14 protein-coding genes and 1 pseudogene are annotated in these 13,112 nt (G+C 64.6%); 10 read left to right on the forward strand and 5 right to left on the reverse strand.

What is annotated here, in order from left to right:
• From GWG65_RS35670 to GWG65_RS35685, 4 genes and pseudogenes are all read left to right on the forward strand, one after another.
• Positions 1 to 151 (forward strand): annotated as a pseudogene (locus tag GWG65_RS35670) (chemotaxis protein CheW); the annotation flags it as partial.
• Between the two features lie 72 nt (positions 152 to 223).
• Complete coding sequence (locus GWG65_RS35675) at positions 224 to 589, forward strand: response regulator (protein WP_007600538.1); 366 nt, start codon at positions 224 to 226, stop codon at positions 587 to 589.
• Positions 590 to 665: 76 nt separating this feature from the next.
• Positions 666 to 1,856, forward strand: coding sequence for a chemotaxis response regulator protein-glutamate methylesterase (locus GWG65_RS35680; RefSeq protein WP_275200119.1), 1,191 nt, complete (start codon positions 666 to 668; stop codon positions 1,854 to 1,856).
• On the forward strand, positions 1,853 to 2,725 hold the full coding sequence (locus GWG65_RS35685; RefSeq protein ID WP_275200120.1) for a protein-glutamate O-methyltransferase CheR: 873 nt from the start codon (positions 1,853 to 1,855) through the stop codon (positions 2,723 to 2,725). The genes GWG65_RS35680 and GWG65_RS35685 overlap by 4 nt, the downstream gene beginning before the upstream one ends.
• Positions 2,726 to 2,959: 234 nt before the next feature.
• Here the strand turns inward: GWG65_RS35685 and GWG65_RS35690 are convergent, their stop codons facing one another.
• The 4 genes from GWG65_RS35690 to GWG65_RS35705 form a co-directional block, all read right to left on the reverse strand.
• Entirely contained in the window at positions 2,960 to 4,120 is a 1,161-nt protein-coding gene (locus GWG65_RS35690) for a glutathionylspermidine synthase family protein (protein ID WP_275200122.1), read from the reverse strand.
• Positions 4,121 to 4,123: 3 nt separating this feature from the next.
• Positions 4,124 to 4,507 carry a hypothetical protein gene (locus GWG65_RS35695; RefSeq protein ID WP_275200124.1) on the reverse strand — a complete coding sequence of 128 codons (384 nt, stop codon included), beginning with the start codon at positions 4,505 to 4,507 and terminating at the stop codon, positions 4,124 to 4,126.
• Position 4,508: 1 nt separating this feature from the next.
• Positions 4,509 to 4,913, reverse strand: a complete 405-nt coding sequence (locus GWG65_RS35700; RefSeq protein WP_275200125.1) for a DUF350 domain-containing protein — start codon at positions 4,911 to 4,913, stop codon at positions 4,509 to 4,511.
• Positions 4,914 to 5,078: 165 nt separating this feature from the next.
• Positions 5,079 to 5,780, reverse strand: coding sequence for a response regulator transcription factor (locus tag GWG65_RS35705; RefSeq protein ID WP_015688285.1), 702 nt, complete (start codon positions 5,778 to 5,780; stop codon positions 5,079 to 5,081).
• A 413-nt stretch (positions 5,781 to 6,193) separates the two neighbouring features.
• On the opposite strand from GWG65_RS35705, the gene fliI reads away from it, so the two are divergent.
• From fliI to GWG65_RS35735, 6 genes are all read left to right on the forward strand, one after another.
• A complete protein-coding gene (fliI, locus tag GWG65_RS35710) occupies positions 6,194 to 7,519 on the forward strand; it encodes a flagellar protein export ATPase FliI (protein WP_275200169.1) in 1,326 nt (441 codons plus the stop codon).
• A 120-nt stretch (positions 7,520 to 7,639) separates the two neighbouring features.
• Positions 7,640 to 8,059, forward strand: a complete 420-nt coding sequence (fliJ, locus tag GWG65_RS35715) for a flagellar export protein FliJ (protein ID WP_148737232.1) — start codon at positions 7,640 to 7,642, stop codon at positions 8,057 to 8,059.
• 324 nt (positions 8,060 to 8,383) lie between these two features.
• On the forward strand, positions 8,384 to 8,929 hold the full coding sequence (locus GWG65_RS35720; RefSeq protein ID WP_275200129.1) for a sigma-70 family RNA polymerase sigma factor: 546 nt from the start codon (positions 8,384 to 8,386) through the stop codon (positions 8,927 to 8,929).
• A gap of 22 nt (positions 8,930 to 8,951) precedes the next feature.
• The gene (locus GWG65_RS35725) at positions 8,952 to 9,992 is read left to right on the forward strand and encodes an anti-sigma factor (RefSeq protein WP_275200130.1); all 1,041 of its coding nucleotides are present in this window, start codon (positions 8,952 to 8,954) and stop codon (positions 9,990 to 9,992) included.
• Positions 9,993 to 10,303: 311 nt separating this feature from the next.
• Positions 10,304 to 11,263, forward strand: coding sequence for an AraC family transcriptional regulator (locus tag GWG65_RS35730; protein ID WP_275200131.1), 960 nt, complete (start codon positions 10,304 to 10,306; stop codon positions 11,261 to 11,263).
• A 132-nt stretch (positions 11,264 to 11,395) separates the two neighbouring features.
• Entirely contained in the window at positions 11,396 to 12,613 is a 1,218-nt protein-coding gene (locus GWG65_RS35735) for an NAD(P)/FAD-dependent oxidoreductase (RefSeq protein ID WP_275200132.1), read from the forward strand.
• A gap of 197 nt (positions 12,614 to 12,810) precedes the next feature.
• Here GWG65_RS35735 and GWG65_RS35740 read toward each other — a convergent pair whose 3' ends face one another.
• Positions 12,811 to 13,011 (reverse strand): hypothetical protein, encoded by a 201-nt coding sequence (locus GWG65_RS35740; protein ID WP_275200133.1) that lies wholly within the window; start codon positions 13,009 to 13,011, stop codon positions 12,811 to 12,813.
• Between the last annotated feature and the right edge of the window lie 101 nt (positions 13,012 to 13,112).

Here is a 13,112-nt window from a genome sequence, read left to right on the forward strand (position 1 = left end):
GTCCGAGGACGGCAAGGAAGACAACCCCGTCAACCTCGATCCCCGCATGGCCAAGCTCGCCGGCGGCGTCCACCGCCTCGACGGACAGCTCATGGTCGTCCTCGACGTCGATCGCGTCCTCGAGCTCGCGCCCGAGATGATGGCGGCGTGATACGGCGGCATCGCCGCCGGACTTGCAATTGGAAGTGCCCCCGCAAAAAGGGGGAAGGAAGCAGAGGTTCACATGCGCACTTGTCTCGTCGTTGATGATTCCAGCGTCATCCGCAAGGTTGCGCGCCGGATCCTGGAGGGCCTCGACTTCCAGATTCTCGAAGCCGAGGACGGTGAGAAGGCGCTGGAGGCCTGCAAGCGCGGCCTGCCCGACGCGGTGCTGCTCGACTGGAACATGCCGGTCATGGACGGCTACGAGTTTCTCGGCCATCTCCGGCGCATGCCGGGCGGCGACCAGCCCAAGGTCGTGTTCTGCACCACCGAGAACGACGTCGCGCACATCGCGCGTGCCCTGCACGCCGGCGCCAACGAATACATCATGAAGCCCTTCGACAAGGACATCGTGACGGCGAAGTTCCAGGAAGTCGGCCTGATCTGAGCGACCGTCCGAACGTCGAACGGAGCCTCCGGCGCTTGTTTTTCAACTGTACCGTTTCAGTCTGAGTTGGTGAGTAATGAGTGTTGCGTTCGCAGGTAGTTCGACCACGAGCCCGTCGCGCGAAGCCGGGCCGCTACGCGTGATGATCGTCGACGACTCCGTCGTCATTCGCGGTCTGATCTCGCGCTGGGTCGGCGCCGAGCACGACATGGAGGTCGCAGCTTCGCTGCGCACCGGGCTCGAGGCCGTCAACCAGATCGAACGCATCAACCCCGACGTCGCCGTGCTCGACATCGAAATGCCCGAGCTCGACGGCATCTCGGCGCTGCCGCAACTGCTGGCGAAGAAGCGCGATCTCGTCATCATCATGGCTTCGACGCTGACCCGCCGCAACGCGGAGATCAGCTTCAAGGCGCTGTCGCTCGGCGCTGCCGACTACATTCCGAAGCCGGAATCGACGCGCGAAGCGTCCGCTGCGGACATCTTCCACCACGATTTGATCCAGAAGATCCGCCATCTCGGTGCGCGGCTGCGCAGGAAGGCCGCGGTCGCGAGCCCGCCGCTGGCGCCCGCCAGCCCAACTCCCGCCGCGCGCGGACCGGTTGCGCGCCCTGCCGCGCCGGCACCCGCCGCGCATGCTGCGTCGTCGGTATCATTGGTCACGCGCCCGTTCTCGACCCAGGCACCGAAGGTCCTGCTGATCGGCTCTTCGACCGGCGGTCCGCAGGCGCTGATGTCGCTCGTGACCGAGCTCGGTCCGGTAATCGACCGCGTTCCGGTGCTGATCACCCAGCACATGCCGCCGACTTTCACCACCATTCTTGCCGAGCATCTGGCGCGATCGAGCCGCAAGCCGGCGAGTGAGGCGGTCGACGGCGAACCGGTGAAACCGGGCCGCATCTATCTCGCGCCGGGCGGCAGGCACATGCGCGTCGTGCGCAGCGGTGCCGACGTCGCGATCTCGCTCGACGACGGCGCCGCCGTCAATTTCTGCAAGCCCGCGGTCGATCCGCTCTTCACCTCGGCCATCGACATCTGGCATGGCGCTATCCTCTCCGTGATCCTGACAGGCATGGGCTCGGACGGCATGCGCGGCGCCAAGGACATCGTCGCCGCCGGAGGCAGCGTCATCGCCCAGGACGAAGCCTCCAGCGTGGTTTGGGGCATGCCGGGCGCCGCCGCCAATGCCGGCATCTGTTCGGCGATCCTGCCGCTCAACCAGATCGGATCCAAGGTCAACCGCCTGTTCGCGGGAGACCGCTCGTGACGCCCACGGACTATGAGTATCTGCGCAAGTTTCTGAAAGAGCGTTCCGGTCTCGATCTCTCCGCCGACAAGCAGTATCTGGTCGAAAGCCGGCTCTTGCCGCTGGCCCGAAAGGCGAGCCTTTCAGGCATTCCGGATCTCGTCCTCAAGATCAGGAACGGCGACGGCCGGCTTGCGAGCAGCGTGGTCGAGGCGATGACCACCAACGAGACCTTCTTCTTTCGCGACAAGATCCCGTTCGATCATCTACGCGAGACCATCCTGCCCGGACTGATCCAGGCGCGCGCGGCGCGCAGGTCGCTGCGCATCTGGTCGGCGGCTTCCTCGACGGGACAGGAGCCCTACTCGATCGCGATGTGCCTGAAGGAGATGAGCGCCTCTCTCGCCGGCTGGCGCATTGAGATCATCGCCACCGATCTGTCGCAGGAGGTGCTGGAGAAATCCAAGGCCGGCGTCTACAGTCAGTTCGAGGTGCAGCGCGGCCTGCCGATCGGGTTCCTGGTCAAATACTTCACGCAGTCGGGCGACATCTGGCAGCTCAACGCCGACATTCGCTCGATGGTGCAGTTCCGCCAGCTCAATCTGTTGCAGGACTTCTCCCATCTCGGCACGTTCGACGTGATCTTCTGCCGCAACGTGCTGATCTATTTCGACCAGGACACCAAGGCGGTGATCTTCGAGCGCATGGCGAAGTGTTTGGAGGCCGACGGCACGCTGCTGTTAGGAGCCGCGGAATCCGTGGTCGGAATCACCGATGCCTTCCGGCCCGTCGCCGACCGCCGTGGCCTCTACCAGCTCAATCCCGTTCGCTCCGGACGCCCGATGGGCGGATTGATGCCGCAGCCGCTGAAGATCGCAGCGGCGAGATGATCTCTTATTTCTCTCTCCCCTTGTGGGCCTCTTGTGGGAGAGGGTGGCATAGGCGGCCTTCGGCCGCCGTCCTTAGAACGCCGATGCTTCGCATCGGCTATGGCGTAGCGGCGAGACGGGTGAGGGGTTATCTCCGCGAATCCGTCTCTTACGATTTGAGTTTGCCGATGCAACCCCTCATCCGGCGCTTCGCGCCACCTTCTCCCGCAAGGGGAGAAGGAAGAAGAGCAAGCCTCACAAAATCGCGTGCGGCAGGAAGCGCGAGCCGTTGCCGGTGATGGGGCTCTCGTCCTCGCGGATCGACAGACCGCATGGCTCATGGTTCACCAGCCAGCTTCCGACCACCGGATAGAAGTTTGAAAAGTTCGGCAGCGGCGCGAGCGCCTGGTGCACGAAGCCCTCAGTGCCGTAAGGGCCTGCGTGCGCGTCAAGCGGCACGCCGCCGCAGACCAGCGTGACATTGGCGCCCTCGCGCGACAGCAGCGGCTTGCGCACATAGGAGCTGCCGAGCTCGGCGGCGCGCGGGTCGTCTTCGAAGAAGGCCGGCAGCAGATTGGGATGGTTCGGAAACATCTCCCATAACAGCGGCAGGATGCCCTTGTTGGAGAGCACCGCCTTCCACGGCGGCTCGATCCAGCATGTCCGCGCCTCGTCGAGCCTTGCGCCGAAGTCGTCGTGGAACATCCATTCCCAGGGATAGAGCTTGAAGGCGAGCGCGATGTCGCGGTCGTCGAGATCTACGAAGCCGCCGGCCTCGTCGCGCCAGCCGATCTGCGCGATATCGAGCAGCGTGGTCGATAGCCCCGCCTGGCGCGCGGTGTCCTCGAGATAGGCCAGCGTACCGGCGTCCTCGTCATTGCCGGTGGTGCCGGTGAGATGCAGATGGCGGCCCGCGCCGATCGCCTTCCATGCTTCGATCAGCCGCTCGTGGATGGAGTTGAACTGATCGGCGCGCGCGGGGATGATGCGCCGTTCGATGGCCTGCTCCAGCCAGGTCCACTGAAACACCGCGGCCTCGAAGATCGAGGTGGGCGTATCTGCGTTGTATTCGAGCAGCTTCGCCGGGCCTTTGCCATCGAACTTCAGGTCGAGCCGGCCGTAGAGGCTGCGGTCGTCACGCGCCCAGCTCGCCGCGATCAGGTTCCAGAACGCCTCCGGGATCTTCAATCGCCGCAAGTGGCGCTCGTCGCCGATGACGCGGCCGGCGAGCTCCAGGCACATCGCGTCGATCTCGCCGGTCGGTGTCTCGATTCCGCGCTCGATCTCGTCGAGCGTGAAGGCGTAGTAGGCCCGCTCGTCCCAATAGCGCTCACCGTCGATGGTGTGGAATACGAAGCCGCATTGTTCGGCGGTCTGGCGCCAGTCGTCGCGTTCGGGGCAGACGATGCGTTGCATGCCTCAGCCACCGCCCGAGAAGCCATGGGCAAAGGAGCCAAAGCCTCCGCGCGTGACGCCGCCCGAACCCGAATCGGACGACGTCCCCGACGACGAATGGCCGGAGGAATCGCTGCTGAAGAAACTCGATCGTGACGACCATCGCGAGCCGCTGCTGCCGCCCGACGAGCTGCTGCTGCAAGTGGTGCTGGTCTGCGCCGGCGTTCCGGGAGGAGGGGGCTCGCAGCTCTGCCGCGGCATCAGCGTGTAGGCGGTGGTGCCGATCGCGATCGTGCCCATCACCAGCAGCGCAACATGGCCGGAGCGTTTTACAGGTTGTCGCGGTGTCGGCGGCGGGAGCGCCTGCCGGCGCTTGCCGAACTGCTTGCTGGGAGGTTTCTCTGCCATGTCAGTAGATCATGCAGGCTGCGTTCAGGAGGCCCGCGGCCAGCGAGGACAGCCCGAGCCAGATCGCCGGTGCAAGCTCGCCGGCGCCGATCCGGGCTGACAGGTTCGGCACCGGGACCTTGACGAGAAAGAACACGACGATCTGGACGATCAGCGCGATCGTGGCCCAGATCAGGCAGTCCAGCACATTGGCCGAATGGGCAATCGCGCTGACCAGCGGGGCCACGAAGCCGAGCAGGCTGAGGCCGAGCGCAATCGCCGCGGCCGGTTCGTTGTCGCGGATCAGCTGGAATTCGTTATGCGGGGTGATGCGGGTATAGACGAACAGATACGCCACGATCGCGATCAGCCCGGTGCAGAAATAGACCAGGAAGGCGGGCAGGCCGGCGAGTGATTGCAGGATCATCGTTCCCCCATCGTGCAGCGACCATTCGTCGGCGGGAGGAGGATAGCGGTTCAACGACGCCAGGGCGATGAAGTCCTGATCGCGTCCCCAAAAACAAAACCCCGCCATTTGCGGCGGGGTCCAGGCTGGGAGGAGCGAGCCCGAAGGGCTCGCGACGTAAACTGATCAGGCCGGAATGCGCTCTTCCTGCTCGTGCGGCTCGCGCAGCACGTAGCCGCGGCCCCACACGGTCTCGATGAAGTTGCGGCCTTCGGAGGCGTTGGCGAGCTTCTTGCGGAGCTTGCAGATGAAGACGTCGATGATCTTCAGCTCGGGCTCATCCATGCCGCCATAGAGATGGTTGAGGAACATTTCCTTGGTGAGGGTCGTGCCCTTGCGCAAGCTGAGCAGCTCCAGCATCTGGTATTCCTTGCCGGTCAGATGCACGCGCTGTCCGCCGACTTCGACCGTCTTGGTGTCGAGGTTGACGACGAGGTCGCCGGTCTGGATGACCGACTGGGCATGGCCCTTGGAGCGGCGCACGATCGCGTGGATGCGGGCAACCAGCTCGTCCTTGTGGAAGGGTTTGGTCATGTAGTCGTCGGCGCCGACGCCGAGACCCTTGACCTTGTCCTCGATGCCGGCGAGGCCGGAGAGGATCAGGATCGGTGTCTTGATCTTGGAGACCCGGAGCTGCTTGAGCACGTCGTAGCCGGACATGTCGGGCAGGTTGAGGTCGAGAAGAATAATGTCGTAATCGTATAATTTACCGAGATCGACGCCTTCTTCCCCCAAATCGGTCGTGTAAACGTTGAAGCTCTCAGACTTCAGCATCAGCTCGATCGACTGCGCGACGGCGCTGTCATCTTCAATCAGCAAAACGCGCATGCCAGTTCCCCATAGTCGCCGCTCCTGGGCGTCAGGTCGGCCGCATTCGCGGCACTCAACAAAACGCCTTTGAACAACTGATTCGGATCCTGACGACAGATGGTTAACAAACTCTGATTCTGGAACGCAAGTCCCCTTGGTGCAATTTTTGTCGAATCGCCCTAAGGTCTTGCGCGTGAAGCAGCTTTCGTCACCCGATACCGTTCAAGTTCCACTTTAAGAGACGGGCCTAACCGACTCTCGCGACTCAGCCTTCTTCTGAAGGGGAGTCACGCTCAGTCACAAAGACAGTGACGCAATGATTAACGATGCGGGTAAACACGAAGTTAAGCGCCGTTCAGAAATATGGCGAAACTTAAGGTTTGGGCCATGAAGCTCCAATGGATGAAGGCCTTAATGAAGGCTCAGCCCTTATGAAGGCTCTGGCCGAGCAGATCGGCGACATCGACGGTGTCAACATCTATGGCCGCGTGGTCGGCGTTCGCGGCCTGATGGTCGAGGTGGCGGGCCCGATTCACGCGATGTCGGTCGGTGCCCGGCTCGTGATCGAGACCGGCGCCAACCGTTTCATCCCCTGCGAAGTGATCGGCTTCTCGGGCAACAATGCCGTGGTGATGCCGTTTGCCGGGCTCGACGGCGTGCGCCGCGGCTGCAAGGCGGTCATCGCCAATGCCGCCAACCAGGTGCGGCCCTGTGCGGCCTGGCTCGGCCGCGTCGTCAATGCACTGGGCGAGCCGATCGACGGCAAGGGCCCATTGCCGCAAGGCACCTCGCCGATGCCGTTCCGCAACGCGCCGCCGCCGGCGCATTCGCGCAAGCGCGTCGGCGCCCCGCTCGATCTCGGCGTGCGCGCGATGAACACCTTCCTCACCTGCTGCCGCGGCCAGCGCATGGGCATTTTCGCGGGCTCCGGCGTCGGCAAGTCGGTGCTGCTCTCGATGCTCGCGCGCAACGTCGATGCCGATATCAGCGTCATCGGGCTGATCGGCGAACGCGGCCGCGAGGTGCAGGAATTCTTGCAGGACGACCTCGGCGAGGAAGGCCTGGCACGCTCCGTCGTTGTGGTCGCAACCTCGGACGAGCCCGCCTTGATGCGACGGCAGGCCGCATATCTGACACTGGCGGTCGCCGAATATTTCCGCGACGAGGATCAGGACGTCCTCTGCCTGATGGACTCGGTGACGCGCTTTGCCATGGCCCAGCGCGAGATCGGGCTGTCCGCCGGCGAGCCGCCGACCGCCAAGGGCTACACGCCGACCGTCTTCACCGAGCTGCCGAAGCTCCTGGAGCGCGCCGGCCCCGGCCTCGGCGTCGGCGCCATCACCGCGATCTTCACGGTGCTGGTGGACGGCGACGATCATAACGAGCCGATCGCCGACGCCGTCCGCGGCATTCTCGACGGCCATATCGTGATGCAGCGCTCGATCGCCGAGCGCGGCCGCTACCCGGCCATCAACATTCTCAAATCCGTCTCCCGCACCATGCCGAAATCGGCCGATCCGCAGTTCTGGCCGACCATCCAGCGGGCGCGCCAGGTGATGGCAACCTATGCCGACATGGAGGAGCTGATCCGGCTGGGCGCTTACCGGGCCGGCTCCAGCCCCGAGGTCGACGAGGCGATCCGCCTGCACGAGCCGCTGGAGGCCTTCCTGCGTCAGCGCAAGGACGAAAGCGCCTCGCTTGCCGACGGCTACCGGCAGTTGGCGCAAATCATCGGTAATTTGGAAACGGAACGCTAACTTTGTCCCGTCATCATCCGTTCCACAGAGTAGCCAAGCCGGTCTGGGCCCAAATCGGCCCTGTGGGGAGACCGGTGTTGTCCCACGCGCAGCCAGGGGACTTCTGGGGAGTACGAGTCGATGAAGTCACGTGATACCCTTATTCGCCTGAAGAAGTTTCAGGTCGACGAGAAGCGCCGCAGGGTCGCCCAGATCGAGTCCATGATTGCCGACTTCCAGCGGATGTCGGTCGATCTCGAACGGGAGATCCAGACCGAGCAGGACCGCGCCGGGATCAACGATCCCTCGCATTTTGCCTATCCCACCTATGCCAAGGCCGCGATCCAGCGCCGCGAGAACCTGACCCGCTCGGCCGACGAACTGAAGGGCCAGCTCGAGGAAGCCAAGGCTGCGCTTGGCGAGGCCTTCGAGGAATTGAAGAAGGTCGAGCTCCTGGACGAGCGCGACCAGGCCCGCGAACGGGCCGAGGAAAGCGCCCGCGAGCAGGCCGATCTCGACAGCATCGGCCTGATGCGTGCGCGCATGGGCGCCATCGCCTAAAGCGCAGCCAGCGGGCCAACCGCCGAGAATTTGAAAGCCCGGACCCGCAAGGTCCGGGTTTTCGTCTTTGCTGTCCACAGTGTGGCGCTCCCGCCCCTTGGTGGCGGGCTTTGCTGCGCGCTATGGTAGCAAGGATGAAAGCGAGCCAGCGGCCGAGGTGTGTCCACCTCTCCATTTGGGAGAGGTCGGCGCGGAGCGCCGGGCGAGGGGTTACGGTCTGCCGTTAGCCCCGAGCCCCCTCACCCGATTTGCTGCGCAAATCGACCTCTCCCCGTCGGGGAGAGGTGAAGGAAGAAGCGACGGGGCCGCGCGTTGGGGGGCTGAATGCTGACGCCAGCAGAGCTGGTCGGGCTGATTGGGACGGTGGCGAAGGGCGATCAGGTCGCGTTCGAGCGGCTCTACGTCGCCACGCGCGCGAAACTCTATGGCGTCGTGCTCCGTATCTTGCGCCGACAGGATCTCGCAGAGGAGGTCATTCAGGAGACCTACGTCAAGATCTGGAACAGCGCGGGCCAGTTCAATCCGGCGCTGTCATCGCCGATCACGTGGATGGCGTCCATCGCGCGCAACCGCGCCATCGACGTCGTGCGCAAGAAGACGGAAGTCTCGATCGAGGAAGAGCCCCAGGCCATGGAGGTCGCCGCCGACAGTCCCGATCCGCTGGCGCGGCGGGAAATGTCCGAGGAGTTGAAGCGGCTCCTGGAATGCATCGGCCGGCTCGAGCCGGACCGTCAGAGACTCGTGCTTCTCGCCTATTACAACGGCTGGAGCCGCGAGCAATTGGCGGAAAAATTTTCCGCGCCCGTCAACACGGTGAAGACGTGGCTCCGGCGCAGCATGTTGGATATCCGGGAGTGCCTCGGACTATGACGGTGGCTTTGGACTGCAACTGATGGCCTACACGGAGGACCATATCGCGCTCGCCGCGGAATACGCGCTCGGCACACTTGATGCCGACGAGCGCGCGCAGGTCGCGACCATGATGGCGGTGGACGAGGAGTTCGCTGCGATCGTGCGAGCCTGGGAATACCGGTTCGGCGTCCTCAACCAGATGGTCGGCACGATCGAGCCGCGGCCGGTCGTGTGGGAGAATATCAGGTCCGAGATCGCGCGGACGGCCCATGCCCAGGAGCCCCATGTCCAGGAGCCGCCGGCGCTGCCGGAAGCCGCGCCGCCCCAGCCTGTGCCGGAATCGTCCTCGGCGGACACCCCGTCGCAGGAATTTTCATCTGAAGAGGTATCGCAGCCGCAGCCGCCCCAACCGGATGCTATTCCCGACCTCGTCCCGGTATTCATTCCGCAGGTCCATGCGCCGGACCTTGAGGTCGCGCGCGCGCCGCCGGCGCGCGTTGCTGACAATAGCAATGTGATCCGTCTCGAGAGCCGCGTGAAGCGCTGGCGCAGCATTGCCTCCGGCGTCGGCGCGCTCGCTGCCGCGCTGTTGGTGACGATGTCGCTGCAGATCTTCCAGCCCGATGCGCTGCCGGGGCCGTTGCGACCTGCGCCGCGCATCCAGACGGTCGAAGTGAAGACGCCGTCGTCGCCGCTCACTGCGTCCGCGCAATATGTCGCGCTGTTGCAGGGCCAGGGCGGCGGACCCGCCTTCATCCTCACCATCGACGGCGCGACGCGCAATTTCACGGTGCGCAAGGTCGGCGCGACTCCGGAGCCCGGCAAGAGCTTCGAGCTCTGGCTGATCTCCGACAAGCTGCCGCGCCCGCGTTCGCTCGGCGTGATAAGCGCCGGCGATTTCACAGCGCGGCCGGTGCTCGGCTCCTACGACGCCGACGTCGTCAACGGCGCGACCTATGCCGTCACCATCGAGCAGGCCGGCGGCTCACCCAACGGCCAGCCGACCTCGGCGCCGGTGTTTTCCGGCAAGCTGATCGAGACGGTGCCATCCACGCAGCCGCAGGCGCCCGCGAAGAAGTAGTCTGCATCTAAGTGCCGTCATCGCCCGCCTTGTGCGCACTTGCGCACTGGGGCGGGCGATCCAGTATTCCGTGACGGCCGTGATGAACTGATAAGCCGCGGCGTACTGGATACCCCGCCTGCGCGGGGTATGACCGCGACCGTTGGGCTCGAAATTCCATGATGTCGCCACGGTCCATCCCATCGTCGCATTTCGACAAGTCCAACCGAATCCACCCCCGATTTGAACCTCCCCCCGGTTCGCAGCGTCAAATCCGCGCAATCGAGTGTCGGCGTCGATGTTTACGGCGCCCGAGAGGGGCGAGAAGTCAGATGGATGCAGCGAAGACGCCAGGCATCTTCATTCACCAATATGCAGGGCTGCCGCACGGCCCGGCGTTCGAGCATTGGCGCGACAGGGCCTGTGGTCCCTGCGGTCTCGATATCGGACCGAGCCATGGCGACAGCATCGATTGCCGGCTCCAGATCAGCGTGGTCGACAATATCGCGCTCGCCGTTCCCGAAGGCGCCTCCGCGCAATACTCACGCACGCAGAGCGGCCTTGCCGACGGCAACGACGATCTCGTGCTGATATCGGCACATGCGGGCCTCGTCCGCGTTCGGCAGAACGGCCATGCCGTCGAGCTCGCGCCCGCACAGATGATGCTGGTCGACATGAGCGTCACGGGCACCATCGGCCACACCGACGAAGATCGCTTCACCACCATCCGCATGCCGCGCCGCGCGCTGCTCGACATCAATCCGCGCGCCGAGGACAAACTGTCCCAGGTGCTCTGCGACGGTGCGGTTGCCGAGACCGTCTTTCGCTATCACGCGCTCGCCGCCAATCACGCGCCGCATCTCGACGCCGTCGGCCAGCGTCTGACCGCGCAGCACATGGTCGATCTCGTCGGCCTCCTGCTCGGCACCGATGCCGAGCATGCAAGTCTGGCGCGTGGCCGGGGACATGCGGCAGCGCGCCTCGATCTCATGCGGGCCGATGTGATGGCTGGGCTTGGCCGCAGCGATCTCTGCCTGTCCGAGATAGCGACGCGCTCAAGCCTGAGCCCGCGGCAGGCGCAGCGCCTGTTCGAGCAGGCCGGCACGACGTTCACCGAATTCGTGCTGGAGCAGCGCTTGCTGCTGGCGCGAAAGCTGCTCGGCGATCCCCGCGCCAAGGCGCGCAAGATCAGCGATATCGCGCATTCGTCGGGCTTCTCCGATCTGTCCTATTTCAACCGCGCCTTCCGCAAGCGCTTCGGCGCGACGCCGTCGGAGGTGCGGCAAGCCTGAGCTGCGTTCGTGAATGCGTCTTGAGACCGATGTTGGCGCTGTTGGTCCATCGCAGCGGGTAGGCTATATCTATCTGTGCGGGCAGACCGCTCGATCGCATATCGATCTCTAGGGAAAGCGCAGTAGACGGACATGGCGCGTATCGTCGTGCTCGGTGCCGGATTTGCAGGCCTGTGGGCGGCCATCGGCGCCGCGCGCATGCGTGACGAAATCGGCGCGGGCAGCGACATCGATATTCAGGTCATTGATCGCAACCCCTATCACAATATTCGCGTGCGCAATTACGAGGTCGATCTCAGCGAGGTCGTCATTCCGCTTCCGCAACTGCTCGATCCCGTCGGCGTCAGTCATAGCATCGGCGAAGTCGAGGCCATCGATCCCGCACGGCGCGAGATCGCGCTGGTCACGAGCAGCGGCGAAGAGACGCTGGCCTATGACCGGCTCGTGTTCGCGCTCGGCAGCGAAGTGATGCGTCCCGGCATTCCCGGCCTTGCCGACCACGCCTTCGACGTCGACACCTATGCTGCGGCGCTCCGCCTCGAGGAGCATCTCGCCTCGCTCGGACGCAGCGCGCCGTCGCCTGGGCGTTCGACGGTCGTTGTGGTCGGTGCCGGGTTTACCGGCATCGAGGTTGCAACCGAGATGCCGGGCAGGCTGGCGCGTGCGGGCATCACCGGCAGCCGCCGTATTATCCTGGTCGATTCCAATCCCGCCGTGGGCGCCACCATCGGCGCGCATGCGCGCCCCGTGATCGAAACGGCGTTATCGTCGCTCGAGGTGGAGATGCGTCTTGGCGCCCGCGCCGTGTCGGTTGAGGCCGCCGGCATTCGGCTGAACTCCGGCGAGTTCATCGCCGCGCAGACCGTGATCTGGTGTGCCGGTATGCGCGCGAGTCCGCTCGCGGCGAGTTTTCCGGGCGCGCGCGATCGGCTCGGGCGCCTCCTGGTTGATCCCTTCATGCGGGTTGCGGATCAGCCCGGCGTCTTTGCGGCTGGCGATGTCGCCTCTAGCGTGGTCGACGGTCTGCATCCGACCGTGATGTCCTGCCAGTTCGCCCGTCCCATGGGCCGCTTCGCCGGCCACAACGCGGTGGCCGATCTCGCCGGCCTGCCGCTCTTGCCGCTGCGGATCGACTGGTACGTGACCGTGCTCGATCTCGGGAAGTGGGGTGCGCTCTACACGGAAGGGTGGGACCGGGAGGTGCGGACGACCGGCCAGGCCGCGAAGGCAACCAAACAGATCATCAACCGCAAGCGCATCTATCCGCCGCTCACCGGCAACAAGGCCGATCTCTTCGCCGCGGCAGCACCGACCGTGCAGGCGCCGCCGCCGACCTATGGGGCACGGTAGTTGGAGGATGATCGCCGTGCATCCTGCGAGTTTAAGGCGTGCGCTCCCAACCGAAACATTGGTCCAGACATGAGAAAGCGCCCGTGGGGGGCGGGCGCTTTCTGTAGTCGACTTGGGGTTGGGGTCGTCTACATATCCACGTGGCGACTTTGGGGGGCTGGTAAAGAGCCGCGTGAATTCCTGAAACTCAATTCTCCTTAGCGAACGAGCGAAACGTTCGAGCTGGTGATAGCGACCGGCTTGCCGGCCTTCATAACGCGAGCGGTCTGGGTCAGGCCTTCATCTGAACTCGTACGCGCGGTGATGCCGAGACCCGCCACCGTGATGCCGGCGACGAGCGCGACGACCACGATCTTGAGATGGGTCGAGCGATCCGCGCTGTAAATCGAGTGGTTCATGGAAGCCTCCTGCCGCCATCTACCCGAAGTAGTCACCCGCCAGTCCAGGCGGGTTCATGCTTCCGGTCGCCAACAACCTAGTATTGGGCGGATTCGTTCCC

This window comes from Bradyrhizobium sp. CSA207, from assembly GCF_029051685.1.
GTDB lineage: Bacteria > Pseudomonadota > Alphaproteobacteria > Rhizobiales > Xanthobacteraceae > Bradyrhizobium.

Bases quoted from the DNA above. Each gene is read 5' to 3' on its own strand.
- GWG65_RS35695 (WP_275200124.1), bottom strand. From the start codon at position 4,507: ATGGCAGAGAAACCTCCCAGCAAGCAGTTCGGCAAGCGCCGGCAGGCG.
- fliI (WP_275200169.1), top strand. From the start codon at position 6,194: ATGAAGGCTCTGGCCGAGCAGATCGGCGACATCGACGGTGTCAACATC.
- GWG65_RS35730 (WP_275200131.1), top strand. From the start codon at position 10,304: ATGGATGCAGCGAAGACGCCAGGCATCTTCATTCACCAATATGCAGGG.
- GWG65_RS35720 (WP_275200129.1), top strand. From the start codon at position 8,384: ATGCTGACGCCAGCAGAGCTGGTCGGGCTGATTGGGACGGTGGCGAAG.
- GWG65_RS35735 (WP_275200132.1), top strand. From the start codon at position 11,396: ATGGCGCGTATCGTCGTGCTCGGTGCCGGATTTGCAGGCCTGTGGGCG.
- GWG65_RS35700 (WP_275200125.1), bottom strand. From the start codon at position 4,913: ATGATCCTGCAATCACTCGCCGGCCTGCCCGCCTTCCTGGTCTATTTC.
- GWG65_RS35740 (WP_275200133.1), bottom strand. From the start codon at position 13,011: ATGAACCACTCGATTTACAGCGCGGATCGCTCGACCCATCTCAAGATC.
- GWG65_RS35680 (WP_275200119.1), top strand. From the start codon at position 666: ATGAGTGTTGCGTTCGCAGGTAGTTCGACCACGAGCCCGTCGCGCGAA.
- GWG65_RS35675 (WP_007600538.1), top strand. From the start codon at position 224: ATGCGCACTTGTCTCGTCGTTGATGATTCCAGCGTCATCCGCAAGGTT.
- GWG65_RS35705 (WP_015688285.1), bottom strand. From the start codon at position 5,780: ATGCGCGTTTTGCTGATTGAAGATGACAGCGCCGTCGCGCAGTCGATC.
- GWG65_RS35690 (WP_275200122.1), bottom strand. From the start codon at position 4,120: ATGCAACGCATCGTCTGCCCCGAACGCGACGACTGGCGCCAGACCGCC.
- fliJ (WP_148737232.1), top strand. From the start codon at position 7,640: ATGAAGTCACGTGATACCCTTATTCGCCTGAAGAAGTTTCAGGTCGAC.
- GWG65_RS35725 (WP_275200130.1), top strand. From the start codon at position 8,952: ATGGCCTACACGGAGGACCATATCGCGCTCGCCGCGGAATACGCGCTC.